Here is a 13531-nt window from a genome sequence, read left to right as displayed (position 1 = left end):
GGCGTGTTCCCCGGATTGGATGGTCAGCGGACGGACGGCGACAGCACGGACAGCGAGTCCGCGGCGCGCGGGCTGGCGTCGAGGCCGAGGACGGCGTCGGCGATGCGCGCCGCGGCAGTCTCGTTCACGGCCATGGCGGCGTTGCCGCGGTACTTGTCCACGATCTCGGCGTTGGACAGCGGGCGGTCGGCGGCGCCGCGGTTGATATGCTCGCGGTGGCGCAGCTCCCGCCCGTCGTCGAGCGTGATGACCAGCTCGCCCGAATAGGCCTTCGGGAAGGGCGAGTCCGGGTCGGGGCGGTAGGACACCTTCGACGCGATGTCGAGGATCGCCGCGTCGCCCAGCGCGTCGTTCTCCAGCTCCGCCAGGGTCAGGCGCCCGCGCACCAGGGCGGCGGCGACCAGGAAGGGCACGCTGAACTGCGCGTCGTAGGAGTTGGAGGGGCGCTTCTTGTTGGCCTCCGGCTCGCAGACGGTCTTGACCACCTGCTCGGGCACCAGCGCCTCGATGCGGCGGATGCGCGCGAGGTCGAGGCCGTCGCGGCGCAGCTCCAGGGCGGCGTCCACGCAGGCGTGGGTGAAGTGGCAGGCCGGATAGGGCTTGATCGCCGTCGCCATCAACTCCCACGTCTCGCCGAGGCCGGCGGTGGCGATGCCCAGCTCGGCGCGCCCGGCCTCCTTGCCGAGATAGGCGTTGAACAGGCCGAAGCGGCCTTCATAGGGGCGGGTGACGCCGTTGAAGCCTTCGCGGGCCAGCGCCGCCGCGGTGATGCCCGCCGCCGCCGCCCAGCCGGGATGCAGGCGCTTGTTCCAGGCGCCGTCCTCAAGGAACTCCAGGCTGCCGCTCGCCATCGACAGGGCGATGCCCTGGGCGGCGGCGAGCTGCGCGCGGGTCAGGCCGAGCAGACGGCCGGCGGCCAGCGCGCAGCCGAACACGCCGATCATGCCCGTCGGGTGGAAGCCCACCTGATGGAAGCCGCCGCGCGCCACCGCGCCGAGCCGGGCCGCCACCTCGACGCCCAGCACGTAGGCGCTGACCACGGAACGGCCGTCCGCCCCGGTCATCGCCGCCGCCGACAAAACGGCAGGCAGCACGCTGGCGGTCGGGTGGATGACGCCGCCGATGTGGGTGTCGTCGTAGTCGAGACCGTGGCAGAGCAGCCCGTTGACCGTCGCCGCGTCGCGGGCGGGCAGCGAGGCGGGCATGCCGATCACCGGCACCGGCCCCTCCCCCGCCAGACCGCGCAGGGCGGTCAGCGTCTTGTGGGCGAAGTCGTAGCGCGTCGAGGCGAGCGCGATGCCCACGGCGTCCAGCATGTGGTGCGGCGCGCGGGTGCGGACCTCCGCCGGGATGGCGTCGTCGGGGGTGTCGGCGACGAAGGCCGCCAGCGTAGTAGCGATGGAGTTGGTGGCGGGATCGGTGGCGGGCATGGTTCCTCCCTCTTGTTCTTCTCGGGCCATCAGTGGTTTCGGACAGGTCCTTTCAGATTGTCCGGATCAGTCGCCGATGCCGTGACCCCGCTTGGGGACGAGGCTGGCCCGTTCGAAGGTCACGAAGACCGTGCCGTCGGCCTTGTAGCCCTCGGTGTAGGTGGTCACGATGCCCTGGGTCGGGCGCTTCTTGGATTCGCGGACGTCCAGCACCTTGGAGCGCGCGTAGATCGTGTCGCCGGGGAAGACCGGGGCGACCAGCTTGATCTCCTTCCAGCCAAGATTGGCGACCGACTTGTAGGAGACGTCGTCCACCGTCATGCCCAGCACCATGGCCAGCGTCAGGCCGCTGTTGACCAGCGGCTTGCCGAACTCCGACTTCTCGGCGAAGGCGTGGTCGCAGTGCATGGGGTGGCGGTTCATCGTCAGCAGGCTGAACTGGATGTTGTCCGCTTCGGTGATGGTCCGGCCGGGGCGGTGCTCGTAGACATCGCCGACGGTGAAATCCTCGAGGTAGCGGCCAAGGTCGGCGACGATGGTCCGCGGTTCCTGAACATCGGGCATGGGCGGGCGTCTCTTGTCTGCGGATCGGAGGGGTGAGTGCGGGGCGCCGATCATTTCAAGGTGACATGTTCAGCGCGTGTGATAGCATGTTGTACGTACAAATAACACGCCCCCTCACCCTTGGAAAGCGTTTTCATGCCCAACAATCCGCAGAACGCAGCAACGTCACCGGAATCGCCGGTCCGCCGCTCCTACCTGTTCGTTCCCGGCGCCCGCCCGGACCGTTTCGCCAAAGCCCTGGGGGCCGGCGCCGACGCGGTCATCATCGATCTTGAGGACGCGGTGGCCCCCGGCGACAAGGACAGCGCCCGCGCCGCCGTCTGCTCCTTCCTGCGGGAACATGACGGCGCGGGCGGGCCGGCGGTTTTCGTTCGAACCAATTCGGTACGGAGCCGCACCGGCCTGCTCGACATCCTCGCCCTGACGGATTTGCCGGACGGCACGGCGCCGCGCTGGGCGGGCATCCTGCTGCCGAAGGTGGACGGGGCCGAGGACGTCCGGCTGGCCGCCGGGCTTCTCGACGAGCGCAATCTGCCCGGCGCGCTCGGCGCGCTGATCGAGAGCGCCGATGGGCTGGAGAACGTCATGGCGATCGCCGCGGCCTCACCGCGCCTGTCCTTTCTGATGTTCGGCGGGGCCGACCTGTCGGCGGAACTGCGCGTGCCGCTGACCTGGGAGCCGCTGGTCCAGGCCCGCACCCGGATCGTGCACGCCGCCGCCCGCTTCGGGCTGGACGCGCTGGACATGCCGTGGATCGCGCTGGATGACGAGGAAGGCTACCGCCAGGAGCTGGCGCGCAGCGTCCTGCACGGCTTCACCGCACGCTCGGCCATCCATCCCAAGCAGATCACCGCCATCCACGACGCCTACACCCCGTCGCCGGAGGCGGTGCTCCGCGCCGGTCGGGTCCTGGCCGCCTTCGAAGCCGCGGGCGGCGGAGTCTGCGTGCTCGACGGCAAGCTGGTCGAGCGGCCTTTGGTGCTGGGGTCCCATCGAATCCTGGCATTGGCCCGCCGGGCCGGAATGCTGTAGCCAGGGATTGCCCGTTCATGCGCACCGCGCCACCGCCACTTGTACGGACCCCCATGACCACGCAAGAAACCCCGCCCGCCCCCTTTCCCCTGCTGCTGGCGGAGGTGACCAGCGTCCAGACCGTCGCCACCCTGTCGGTCCTGACCCTGGCGACGGTCGCCCCGCTGGCCGCCGCCTCGCTGGGGGTGGGGTCGGAGGCGGTCGGCTACCAGATCAGCGTCATCTACAGCGCCGCCGCCCTGGTGTCGGCCTTCGCCGGGCTGGTGGTCCGCCGCTGGGGCGCCGGGACGGTGGGCGTCCTGGCCTTGGCGCTGGGGCTGGTCGGTTGCCTGGGCATCGCCACCGGCTATTTGTGGGTCGCGGCGCTGGCGTCGGTGCTGCTCGGCATCGGCTACGGGCTGGTGAACCCGTCCTCCTCCCACTTGTTGAACCGCTTCACCCCGCCGGCCCGACGCAACCTTGTCTTCTCACTGAAGCAGACCGGCGTGCCGCTGGCCGGCGTGCTGGCCGGGCTGACTCTGCCGGGAATCGGCGAGATCGCCGGCTGGCGCGGGGCGGCGCTGGCGGTGGCCGGCATGTTCGCGCTGCTGCTGGCTCTCTTCGCGCCGGGCCGCCGGGTGTGGGACGACGACCGCAGCCCCGGCCTGCCGATCCGCGGCAATTTGATGGAAGGGCCGCGGCTGGTCTGGCGGGTTCCGGCGCTGCGCGGCTTCGCGCTGATGGGCTTCTTCTTCTCGGCGATCCAGCTGTCGCTGATGGCCTTCACGGTGAACATGCTGGTGCACGACCTGCATTGGTCCATCGTGTCCGCCGGGCTGGCCGTGTCGGTGATGCAGGCGGCGGGGGCGGGGGCGCGCATCGGCTGGGGGCTGCTGGCCGACCGGCTGGGTTCCGGCGTGGCGGTGCTGGGCGGGATCGGCGTGCTGTCCGCCAGCGCCGCATTGGCCACCGCCGGTTTGGGGCCGAGTTGGCCGGTGCCTGCGGTGATCGGCGTGCTGACGGTGTTCGGCATCGCCGCCATCGGCTGGAACGGCGTGTTCCTGGCGGAGGTGGCGCGGGTCGCCCCGAAGGGCACGGCCAGCACGGCGACGGGCGGCGCCCTGATGTTCACCTTCTCCGGCGTGGTCGTCGGGCCGGCGCTGTTCGCCACCCTGTTCAACACGGTCGGCAGCTACGGCGAGACCTTCGCGCTGATGACGGCCTTCCCGCTGGCCGGGGCGGCGGCGGTCCTGTTCTGGTCGCGCCGCAAGACATAAGGGCGGCGTCGATCGGCCCCTCGCGAATAGTTGTCCGTACAATAATGTTGGCATACCGCACAGTTTTCCCCTATGATCGTTCGGACAAGCGGGCCAGAAGCGTCCGAACGCAGCAATGGGAGGGAAGCCAATGTTCAATCCGTCAATGTTCAGGCCATTCTGGGCGAAGACGCTGCTGGTCGGAATGACCGTGGCCGGGCTGGCCGCCGGGACGCCGGGCCAGGCCCGCGCGCAGGCGGCGCCGGTCGAGATGGTGATGACGGACGAGATCGCGACGTCCCACTGGACCGCCAAGATGATGGACGAGTATGCGGCCCTGATCGAGGAGCGCTCGAAGGGCCGCATCAAGCCGAAGGTCTTCCACTCCGGCACGCTCTACAAGGACAAGGACGCCGTCGCCGCCCTCGGGTCGGGCGCCGTGCACATGGTCTGGCCGGTCAGCGTGCAGCTTGAGAGCATCGCCCCGCAGTATGGCGTGGTGAACCTGCCCTTCGCCGTCACCGACGCGGCGATGTCCAAGCCGGAAACCGCGCAGGAGGTCTCCAAGCTGCTGTCCGGGCTGGTGTCCGAGAAGGGCATCCGCGTCATGGGGCTGATGCGCACCGCCGACCTGATCTTCCTGTTCAAGGACAAGGAGGTCGCCTCGGTCGGCGACCTGAAGGGCAGCAAGATCCGCCTGACCGGCGGACGCGTCCTGCAGCTGCTGATGCGCGACTTCGGGGCCAGCCCGGTGTCGATGCCCGCCTCCGAAATGGCGGCGGCGCTGATGCAGGGGGCCATCGACGGAATCTACACCTCCGCCGGCGGCTGGGAGATGGTCGGCACCAACGCCGCCAAGGTCGCCTCGCTGGTGCCGGGCATGAGCCTGCTCACCTACTCCGTCCTGGTCGACGACAAGTGGATGAAGGGCCTGCCCGACGACCTGCGCCAGGTGGTGGAGACGACCACCAACGAGATCATCGCCAAGCAGTGGCAGCGCGCCATCGACTCCGACAAGAAGACCATGGACCAGATGATCGCCCAGGGCGGGCGTTTGGCCGTGGCTCCCGAGGCCGAGCAGGCGAAGTTCCGCGAGATCGCCAACAAGGTCAACCAGGACTATGTCCGGCGCTACCCTGAGATCTGGAAGCAGTATCAGGCCATCGTCGGCAACAAGAGCTGAGGCGATCCCCCTCGCTTCACCTCGCGGTGCGGGCGGCGTTCCGGAAGGGGCGCCACCCGCACCGATTTTTTTTAATGTGTGCTCAGACCGACCGCATGAGGCCGCCGTCCACCCGGATGTTCTGGCCGGTGATGTAGCCGGCCCCATCGGAGGCGAGGAACGCGACGGTCGCCGCGATCTCCTCGCTCTTGCCGTAACGGGCCATCGGCACGCCCTGGCGCCGCTCCTCGGTCGCCGGCAGGCTGTCGATCCAGCCGGGCAGCACGTTGTTCATCCGCACATTGTCGGCGGCATACTGGTCGGCGAACAGCTTGGTGAAGGAGGCCAGCCCGGCCCGAGCGACGGCGGAGGTCGGGAACATCGGGCTCGGCTCGAAGGCCCAGGCGGTCGAGATGTTGATGATCGTCCCGCCCTTCTGCCCGACCATGACCGGGGTCACCAGCCGCACCGCCCGGACGACGTTCAGGAAATAGACCTCGATCCCCTTGTGCCAGTCCTCGTCGGTCAGATCCAGCAGTGCCTTCCGTGGGCCGTGGCCGGCGCTGTTCACCAGCGCGTCGATGCGCCCCCAGCGCTCCATCGTCCGGGTCACCAGACGCTCCAGGTCCTCGGCGGACTGGTTCGAGCCGGTCACGCCGATCCCGCCCAGTTCCTCGGCCAGAGTCTCCCCCTTGCCGGAGGAGGACAGCACCGCGACCTTGAATCCGTCCGCCGCGAGGCGCCGCGCCGCTGCGGCCCCCATGCCGCTGCCGCCCGCGGTGATGATGGCAACCTTATCGCCCATGATTCGTCATCCCTCTCCTGCCGGAACGGTTCGTCCGTTCCTTCTCCTCCTGTATCGCACCGGACGCAGGACGGGGCCAAGGGAAGCGTACGCGTGCCTTCGGGCGCCGATAAGGACAGCGCCGGATTCAGCGCCGGTCAGAGGGCGAGCAGGAAAGCCAGCGAGGCGACCGGGGCCACCGTGACGAAGCCGACGGCGACGAAACGCTCGACCGGGCTCCAGGACGCCCAATCCCGCTGAAGCGAGGACAAGAACGACTTCATGATCCCTCACGGACCGGCTGATGTTGCAATGCATATAAGATACGGTTTCCGAGGGCGTTCGTGCCAGGGGCGTGGCTTCCGTATCGCGAAATATCGGGGGGTGATGCAGCGGTGCCACAGGCCGGAAAGCGGCACTCCGAAAGGGCTTTGCCGGACCGACGGCATCACGGGTTGCCCATCGGCCACACTGACCGATGGGCGGGCGGTTCAGGGCGACGCACCGCCACCCTCGCCGAACAGGGCGAGGATGCGCGCCGCCGCCAAGTCCGGCGGAATCGAGGCGATGCAATGCGCCTCCGCCGCCGTGCAGCTTTCCGGCGGACAGGGCGGAAGCGCCGCCGCGGGCCGCAGCACCAGCGCCCGCGCGCACCAGGGGCGGAAGCGTTCCGGCGCGTGGAAGTGGTTGGCGTTCCCGCCCTCCGGATGGCAGGAGAAGACGGCGACCGGCACGCCCACGGCGGCCCCGAGATGGGCCGGGCCGGAATCCATGGCGATCAGCCCCGCCGTCCGCTCGATCACCGCCGCCGCCTGTCGCAGCCCGGTCTGCCCGGTGAGGTCGGTCACGCGCCCCGGCAGGGCTGCGGCGATCCGCTCCGCCACCGCCCGCTCCCGCTCCGTGCCGAGAACCGCCACCCGCGCGCCGAGCGCGATCGCCACCACGGCCACCACCGCCGCCAGCCGCTCCGGCGGGTATTCGCGGCGCGCGGCGGCGGCCCCCGGCGCCACGGCGACGATCCGCTCCGCCGCCGCATCGGCCAGCAGGCGGGTCGCCTCCGCCCGGTCCTCCGCGGTCAGGTGCAGTTCCACCCCGTCCCCGTCCGGCACGCCGCCGGCGAAGCGCAGCAAAGCGAGGTTCTGCTCCACCTCGTGGCGACCGGGCGGGGGCGCCAGCCGGTGGGTGTAGGCGCGGTCGAAGCCGGCGTTGCCCGATGCCTTCCAGGGCGTGACCGTCTCCGAAAAGCCCAGAACGGCACGGGCGCGGCTGCTCGCGGCGAGCGCCGTGGCGCCGTGGCGGTCGAAATCGTAGCGGGGGACCAGCGTCAGGTCGAAGCCGGCGCGGAACGCCTCCGCGAAGGCCGCCGCACCGCCGGGCGTGACGCCGCGCAGGTCGATGCCGCCGTCCGGCTTCGGATAGGGCGCCACCACCGCGTCGATGTGCGGGCAGGTCTCGGCGAGGTCGGCCACCGCCGGGCGCACCGCCAGCACGATGCGCGCCCGCGGCGCCGAGGCCCGCAGACCGCGCAGGAAGGGCGTGGCGAGCACGAAGTCGCCCGCCTCGTCCAGCTTCACCACCAGGATGCGCCGGGCGGATGCGAGGTTGAAAATGGCGCCCGTCATGCCGCGCTCATGTCGATGCGGGCGGGCGGCAGACCGGCGCACCAGCGCCGCCACGCCATGCGGTAACCGGCCTCGACCGCCCGGACGTACCCCGTCTCGTCCATCAGGGGAGAACACGCCATCCGCTCGCGCAAGCCCGTACGCTGCGCCTCCAGAAAGGCTCGGTCCGTGGCCAGCCGGACGGCGAGCGCCACGTAATCATCCGCGCGCTCCACCACCAGCCCGCCCAGCCCGACGCTGCCGAGCATCGTGGCGCCCCAGCGGGAGATCATCGCCTCCCCCGTGATGGACAGCACGGGAACCCCCATCCACAGCGCGTCGCAGGTCGTCGTCCCGCCGTTGGCGAAGACGGGGTCCAGCGCGCAATCGAGCAGCCGATAATCCTCGTAGGGGTCCGGGGCGGTGCCGCGCAACAGCAGCCGCGACTCCTCAACCCCATGGGCGGCGAAGGCGTCCAGCACCCGCCGCGCCACCCCGCCGCCGGACAGCCCCCGCCATTTCAGCATCAGCCGCGCCTCCGGCACCGCCGCCAGCACCCGCCCCCACAACGCCAGCGTCGAGGCGTTCAGCTTGGTCAGGTTGTTGAAGGAGCCGAAGGTGAACACCCCCGCCGTCTCGACCGGTGGGCGGGCCGGCGGTATCGCGGCGGATTCCACTGGGCGATAACACAGCACGCTTCCCGGCAGGCGGATCAGCTTTTCCGTGTGCAGGGCATCCGCGCTCGCCGCGGCGAAGCGGTGGTCGGAAAACTGGTAGTCCATCGCCGTCAGCCCCGTCGTGTTCGGGTAGAGCGGCAGGCTGACCTGGACCGGCGCCGGGCGGCGGATGAACAGCGGCATGCGGTTGCGCGACATGTGCCCGCCGCAGTCCACCAGCACGTCGATGCCGTCCGTCCGGATCATTCGCTCCAGCTCGCCGTCCGGCATGGCCGCGACGTCGCGCCAACGGTCGGCCAGCGCGGCGAAGCGGGTGGTCGCGGCGTCCTTCGGAAGGTCGGCGTAGTAGCAGGTCACCTCCACCGCCGACCGGTCGTGGCGCTCGATCAACGGCAGCAGGAAGTGATAGCCCGGCCCTGGGTAGCGCTGGAAATCCGGCGACAGGTAACCGACGCGCAGGCGTCGCTCCGGGTCGCGGTTCACCGCGTCGAAGCGCGGGACAGCGGGCAGCGGCGGCGTCACGGCGCGCTCGAACCGCCTGTGCTCCTCGAACACCGCGCCGAGGTCCGCCTCCTCGGCGAAGCACAGGCAGAACAGCAGATTGGAACGCACCTCCGCATCCCCCGGCGCGCGGTCCAGGGCGGCGCGCAGGGCGGCCACCGCCTCGCCATGGCGGCCCAGCGCCATCAGCGCGACGCCCAGGTTGGAGCTGGCCAGCGCCTCCCGCTCCGCCGTGCGCAGGACCAGCGCCCGCCGCAGCAGGGTCAGCGCGTCGTCGAAGGCGCCCGCGTCGATGGCGTGGGAGCCGAGGTTGGTCCAGCCGGCGGCGCCAGCGGGCTGCAAGGCCACCGCGCGGCGGAACCACGCCCGCGCCTCCTCGGGGCGCTTGGCCCGGTGCCGGACGGCCCCGGCGTTAAGGGCGTGGCCGGCCTCCTCCGGATCGGCGCGGACGGCGCGGCGGGCAGCGGTCGCGGCCTCCTCCACCCGTCCCAAGGCCGACAGCGCCATGCCGAGCCCGGTCAGCGCCGTCGCGGAGTCCGGGGCCAGCGCCAGGGCGCGCCGGTAGCAACGTGGCGACGCCGCGGGATGTCCCTGCTCCTGCCACAGATTGCCGAGCACCAGCAGGGGGTCGGGGGCCGGGACCAGCACCGCCGCCCGCTCCAGCCACGCCGCCCCCTCGCGCCAGGGTTCCGCTGCGGCCAGCGCCGCTCCCAGGACTTTCGCGCCTTCACCGTGGCCCGGCTCCAGCGCCATCAGCCGCCGCCCGGCCTGCGCCGCGCCCGACCTATCGCCCAGCGCGTGGCACAGGCCGGTCACCTGCTCCTGCGCCTGGACCAGCAGCGGCGCCAGAGCGGCGGCGCGACGGAAGGCGGCGAGCGCGTCGCGCGGGCGCCCGGCGTCGCGCAGCGCCGCCCCCTGGTTGTAGGCGGCCAGAACCTCACCGGGGGCGAGCGCCGACGCCCGCCCGTACCAGTCCGCCGCCGGGCCGGGCCGCCCCAGATCGTACAGCGCGTCGGCCAGCGCGTTGGCGGCCTCCCCATCGTCCGGCGCCAACGCCAGCAGACGGCGGAACGCCCGCGCCGCGGCCTCCGCCCGGCCCAGCTTGGCATGGGCGGCGGCCTCCAGCCGGTGATGATCCGGGGTCAGCGGGTCGAGGCGGGCGGCGTGGCCATAGGCGTCCGCAGCCTCCGCCCAGCGCCCCGCCGCCTCCAGCACGCGGCCCAGGTTGAGGCGGAAGACCGGCTGGCCGCCATCCTTCGCCACGGCCTTGCGGATCAGCGCGATCCCGGATTCCGGATCGCCGCTCTGTGCCGTCAGCAGCCCCAGCAGATGCAGCGCGTCGCTCTGGTCCGGCGCGTGGCGCAGCACCCGCTCGTAGAGGGGGCGCGCCTCCGCCAGCCGTCCGTTCTGGTGATGGACGACGGCCTGCGCCAGCGTCTCCTGGAGCGTGGCAGGGGAAGAATTGCGGCTGGCGCTCATGACGGTCCGTTCGGCTGGCCCATGGACAGGGCATCGAGGGGCGCAGTGTAGCGCGCCCACGCGACCGCGGGTACGAATGCGTCATTGCTTCCGGGACAGACCGGGTTTGCCCCGCGGGCGACCGGTTCAGACGGCTTCCCCACCGGGCGCCAGCCGGGCGGCGGCGTTCGCGGCGCCCATGGCGAGCGCCGCCTCGCGGGCGGTCAGGCCGCGGGCGTCCCGCGCGTCGGGGTCGGCGCCGCGGGCCAGCAGAATGTCCACCATCGCGACGCGGTCGAACATGGCGGCGGTCATCAGCGCGGTCCGCCCGTCCGGCCCGCAGCCGTCGACCGCAGCGCCCTCCTCCAGCAGAACGCGCAGCACCGCCTCATCCCCCTTGAAGGCGGCGGCGGCCAGCGGCGTCTGCCCGCGGTCGTTCGCCAGCTCCGGATCGGCGCCGTGGCGCATCAGGTTTCGAGCCAGTTCGGCATGGCCGTGATAGCTGGCCAGCATCAGCAGGCTGTCACCCTTGTCGTTGCGCAGGTTGGCCGGCAGGCCCATCTCCAGCAGTTCCGTCAGTTCGGCGGTGCAGCCGGACCGCGCCCAATGGAACAGCTTGCCGGCGAAAGCGATGGTGTCCTCATCGAGTTCCCTGCTCGGCTCCCCCTGCGCTCCCATGGCGGCGCTCCCCCCGGTCGAGATTTCGGCTCAAACCGGGGAAACAGCCGCCGTCGCGCTTTGTTGCGCCGTCTCGTCGCGCGCCTCCTCCAGCAGCCAGCCGCGGAAGGCGGCGACGGCGGGGCGGTCCTGCATGCCCTCCGGACAGACGAACCAGTAGCTGCCGGAGGACGCCTCGATCTCCGGAAAGGGCAGGACGAGCCTGCCCGCCGCCACATCCTCGGCGCACAGCATGCGGTCGGCGACGGTGGCGCCCATGCCGGCGGCGGCGGCCTGCATCGCCGGATCCATGGCGTCGAACACCGCGCCCTGCCGCAGCGCCTCGAAGAAGGGCAGCCCCGCCGCGCCCAGCCAGACCCGCCAGTCCTGCCCCTCCGCACAGCCGTGCAGCAGCGGGATGGCGCCGAGATCCATCGGAACCCGCAGCCGCCCCGCCAGGGCCGGCGGGCAGACGACGGTCAGCCGCTCCGGCAGCACCTCCACGGCGGAGAAGCCGGGCGGAACCTCCCGGCAATAGGCGATGGCGGCGTCGAACGCCTGCGGATCGAACTCCAGCCCGCTGCTCCAGGCGACGGTCACCCGCACCTGCACGTCGGGGTGCCGCGCCTGGAAGCGGACCAGCCGCGGCATCAGCCAGCGGATGCCGAAGGAGAAGGCCACCTTGATCCGCAAATCCCGCCCCCGCGCCGCCAGCCGCGCCGCCGTACCGGCGATGCGGTCGAAGGACTCCGACAGCACCGGCAGCAGGGCACGCCCATCATCCGTCAGTTCGACCCGGCGGGTCAGCCGCCGGAACAGCGGCACGCCCAACCACTCCTCCAGCCCCATGATCTGCCGGCTGACCGCGCCCTGCGTCACGCACAGCTCGTCCGCCGCCTTTGAGAAGCTTTCGTGACGGGCCGCCGCCTCGAAGGCGCGCAGGGCGTGAAGGGGCGGCAGGGCACGCCGCATCGGATGCTCCATGGATGACTCTCGCTCATCCATCTTATGAGAAAGCATGGTTTGTCGTCCACGCAGCAACGCGCGATTTTCCGGCTTCGAGGAAGGAACGACCGGCGGGAGGGCCGCATGACGAGCATGAGCGGAACGCACGACAAGCGGAGCAGCGGGACGACCGCCGGCCCCACCGCCGGCTCCTGGCTCGCCCGCTTGAACGGCTGGCGGGAGCGGCGGGCGCTGCGCCGCGCCCTGGCCCGCATGGACGCGCATCTCTGGGCCGACCTCGGCTTCGACGAGGCGGCGGCGCGCGAGGAGATGGACAAGCCGTTCTGGAAAGGATGAGCGGACCGACGGATCAGGGCGGCCGGTAGGCGCTGCCGTCCTCGGCGCGGGCGGGCGCGTCGACGTAGGTCCCGTGGTCCGGCACGGCGATCCGGTCGAAATCGCGGGCAAGCTCATGGAGCGCCGCCCGCATGCCGCTGCCACGCATGGCGGGACCGTGGCCGGTGACGACAAGTTCGGGCTCCAACCCCGCCAGCAGAACCACCGAGTCCCGCGCCTTCTGCCAATCCGTCGTGTAGTACATGGGTGGTCCGTGCATCTCCGGGTCCTGCACGGCCACGGCGTAGGCGGATTCCTGGCGCGTCGTGATGAAGGCGTCGCCCGCAATGAGACTGTGGTCCGCCGCGCGCCAGAAGGAGACGTGCCCAGGGCTGTGCCCCGGCGTCGCCAGCCAGCGCCATCCCGGCATGCCCGGCACGCTGCCATCCTCCGGCAGAGGGCGCAGCCAGCGGCCCACATTCACCGGCCCGCGGGGGTAGAGCGGCGCCATCAGCGACATCAGGCCGCCGCCGACCGACGGGTCAGGCGGCGGGTAGGACGCGCTGCCGTCGAGATAGGGATGCTCCAGCCCATGGGCGTAGACCGGCGCGTCCCAGCGCTCGGCCAGCTCCTCAAGGGCGCCGACATGGTCGAAATGACCGTGGGTCATCACGATGGCCGCGGGCCGCGAGTCCGGCCCGAACCGCTCTTCCGCCGCCTTGGCGATAAGGCCCGCCGTGCCCATCACACCGGCGTCGATCAGCACCCATTGTCGGTCGCTGCTGGGCCGATCGCCGGCCCCCGGCGCGCCGACGAAGACGACATTGACGATGGCGAGCCGCCGGTAGGCCAGATCGGGGGCGATCTCGTGCGTGCCGTCGTCGCGCGCCCGGTCCCGCTCCGGATCGTCGGCCCGCCCCGCGGAATCGAGAGGGATCTGCCGCGCCATGCGCCGTCCTCCTTGCTGCGATGGGTGAGGGTCGGCAGCACTCACCGTTCGTAGGCAAACTGAAGGTGCCGGCGATGGTTCCCCGACGCAGGGTGGTGGCGGCTACTCCATCGGCTGGTCGAGCGGGCGTCCCATCGCCCCACCCGCCGCAGCCCCCAGGGCGCAACCCAGCGCCGCGGCCGGACCGGTCGCCGGCAGGG

13 protein-coding genes are annotated in these 13531 nt (G+C 71.5%); 4 read left to right on the top strand and 9 right to left on the bottom strand.

The features are described 5' to 3' along the window. Positions 1 to 23: 23 nt before the first annotated feature. Positions 24 to 1430, bottom strand: coding sequence for an MmgE/PrpD family protein (locus AC1DVI_RS28010; protein WP_476960758.1), 1407 nt, complete (start codon positions 1428 to 1430; stop codon positions 24 to 26). Positions 1431 to 1496: 66 nt separating this feature from the next. Then, positions 1497 to 1994 (bottom strand): MaoC family dehydratase, encoded by a 498-nt coding sequence (locus tag AC1DVI_RS28005; RefSeq protein WP_094306085.1) that lies wholly within the window; start codon positions 1992 to 1994, stop codon positions 1497 to 1499. Between the two features lie 135 nt (positions 1995 to 2129). On the opposite strand from AC1DVI_RS28005, the gene AC1DVI_RS28000 reads away from it, so the two are divergent. From AC1DVI_RS28000 to dctP, 3 genes are all read left to right on the top strand, one after another. Next, positions 2130 to 3026 (top strand): HpcH/HpaI aldolase/citrate lyase family protein, encoded by an 897-nt coding sequence (locus AC1DVI_RS28000; protein ID WP_476960757.1) that lies wholly within the window; start codon positions 2130 to 2132, stop codon positions 3024 to 3026. A 53-nt stretch (positions 3027 to 3079) separates the two neighbouring features. Next, positions 3080 to 4282, top strand: coding sequence for an MFS transporter (locus tag AC1DVI_RS27995; RefSeq protein ID WP_476960756.1), 1203 nt, complete (start codon positions 3080 to 3082; stop codon positions 4280 to 4282). Positions 4283 to 4412: 130 nt separating this feature from the next. Further along, entirely contained in the window at positions 4413 to 5444 is a 1032-nt protein-coding gene (gene dctP, locus AC1DVI_RS27990) for a TRAP transporter substrate-binding protein DctP (RefSeq protein ID WP_476960755.1), read from the top strand. A gap of 82 nt (positions 5445 to 5526) precedes the next feature. Here the strand turns inward: dctP and AC1DVI_RS27985 are convergent, their stop codons facing one another. From AC1DVI_RS27985 to gcvA, 6 genes are all read right to left on the bottom strand, one after another. Further along, positions 5527 to 6228 (bottom strand): SDR family oxidoreductase, encoded by a 702-nt coding sequence (locus AC1DVI_RS27985; protein ID WP_476960754.1) that lies wholly within the window; start codon positions 6226 to 6228, stop codon positions 5527 to 5529. Between the two features lie 137 nt (positions 6229 to 6365). Further along, on the bottom strand, positions 6366 to 6491 hold the full coding sequence (locus tag AC1DVI_RS27980; RefSeq protein ID WP_281427603.1) for a hypothetical protein: 126 nt from the start codon (positions 6489 to 6491) through the stop codon (positions 6366 to 6368). 207 nt (positions 6492 to 6698) lie between these two features. Continuing rightward, positions 6699 to 7829, bottom strand: coding sequence for a glycosyltransferase family 9 protein (locus AC1DVI_RS27975; RefSeq protein WP_476960753.1), 1131 nt, complete (start codon positions 7827 to 7829; stop codon positions 6699 to 6701). Then, complete coding sequence (locus tag AC1DVI_RS27970) at positions 7826 to 10465, bottom strand: tetratricopeptide repeat protein (RefSeq protein ID WP_476960752.1); 2640 nt, start codon at positions 10463 to 10465, stop codon at positions 7826 to 7828. The genes AC1DVI_RS27975 and AC1DVI_RS27970 overlap by 4 nt, the downstream gene beginning before the upstream one ends. Before the next feature lie 126 nt (positions 10466 to 10591). Then, positions 10592 to 11122 carry an ankyrin repeat domain-containing protein gene (locus AC1DVI_RS27965; protein WP_476960751.1) on the bottom strand — a complete coding sequence of 177 codons (531 nt, stop codon included), beginning with the start codon at positions 11120 to 11122 and terminating at the stop codon, positions 10592 to 10594. A gap of 30 nt (positions 11123 to 11152) precedes the next feature. Continuing rightward, complete coding sequence (gene gcvA, locus AC1DVI_RS27960) at positions 11153 to 12085, bottom strand: transcriptional regulator GcvA (protein WP_476960750.1); 933 nt, start codon at positions 12083 to 12085, stop codon at positions 11153 to 11155. Between the two features lie 105 nt (positions 12086 to 12190). Here gcvA and AC1DVI_RS27955 point away from each other — a divergent pair, with 105 nt between their 5' ends. Further along, on the top strand, positions 12191 to 12403 hold the full coding sequence (locus tag AC1DVI_RS27955) for a YjiS-like domain-containing protein (protein ID WP_476960749.1): 213 nt from the start codon (positions 12191 to 12193) through the stop codon (positions 12401 to 12403). Positions 12404 to 12416: 13 nt separating this feature from the next. Here AC1DVI_RS27955 and AC1DVI_RS27950 read toward each other — a convergent pair whose 3' ends face one another. Then, positions 12417 to 13331, bottom strand: a complete 915-nt coding sequence (locus AC1DVI_RS27950; RefSeq protein ID WP_476960748.1) for an MBL fold metallo-hydrolase — start codon at positions 13329 to 13331, stop codon at positions 12417 to 12419. Between the last annotated feature and the right edge of the window lie 200 nt (positions 13332 to 13531).

It is taken from the genome of Azospirillum sp. P4_B5 (assembly GCF_056402275.1).
The sequence above is the reverse complement of the archived record's forward strand: the minus strand, read 5'-3'. Positions and strand labels throughout refer to the sequence as shown.

Bases quoted from the DNA above. Each gene is read 5' to 3' on its own strand.
- AC1DVI_RS28010 (WP_476960758.1), bottom strand. From the start codon at position 1,430: ATGCCCGCCACCGATCCCGCCACCAACTCCATCGCTACTACGCTGGCG.
- AC1DVI_RS28005 (WP_094306085.1), bottom strand. From the start codon at position 1,994: ATGCCCGATGTTCAGGAACCGCGGACCATCGTCGCCGACCTTGGCCGC.
- AC1DVI_RS28000 (WP_476960757.1), top strand. From the start codon at position 2,130: ATGCCCAACAATCCGCAGAACGCAGCAACGTCACCGGAATCGCCGGTC.
- AC1DVI_RS27995 (WP_476960756.1), top strand. From the start codon at position 3,080: ATGACCACGCAAGAAACCCCGCCCGCCCCCTTTCCCCTGCTGCTGGCG.
- dctP (WP_476960755.1), top strand. From the start codon at position 4,413: ATGTTCAATCCGTCAATGTTCAGGCCATTCTGGGCGAAGACGCTGCTG.
- AC1DVI_RS27985 (WP_476960754.1), bottom strand. From the start codon at position 6,228: ATGGGCGATAAGGTTGCCATCATCACCGCGGGCGGCAGCGGCATGGGG.
- AC1DVI_RS27980 (WP_281427603.1), bottom strand. From the start codon at position 6,491: ATGAAGTCGTTCTTGTCCTCGCTTCAGCGGGATTGGGCGTCCTGGAGC.
- AC1DVI_RS27975 (WP_476960753.1), bottom strand. From the start codon at position 7,829: ATGACGGGCGCCATTTTCAACCTCGCATCCGCCCGGCGCATCCTGGTG.
- AC1DVI_RS27970 (WP_476960752.1), bottom strand. From the start codon at position 10,465: ATGAGCGCCAGCCGCAATTCTTCCCCTGCCACGCTCCAGGAGACGCTG.
- AC1DVI_RS27965 (WP_476960751.1), bottom strand. From the start codon at position 11,122: ATGGGAGCGCAGGGGGAGCCGAGCAGGGAACTCGATGAGGACACCATC.
- gcvA (WP_476960750.1), bottom strand. From the start codon at position 12,085: ATGGAGCATCCGATGCGGCGTGCCCTGCCGCCCCTTCACGCCCTGCGC.
- AC1DVI_RS27955 (WP_476960749.1), top strand. From the start codon at position 12,191: ATGACGAGCATGAGCGGAACGCACGACAAGCGGAGCAGCGGGACGACC.
- AC1DVI_RS27950 (WP_476960748.1), bottom strand. From the start codon at position 13,331: ATGGCGCGGCAGATCCCTCTCGATTCCGCGGGGCGGGCCGACGATCCG.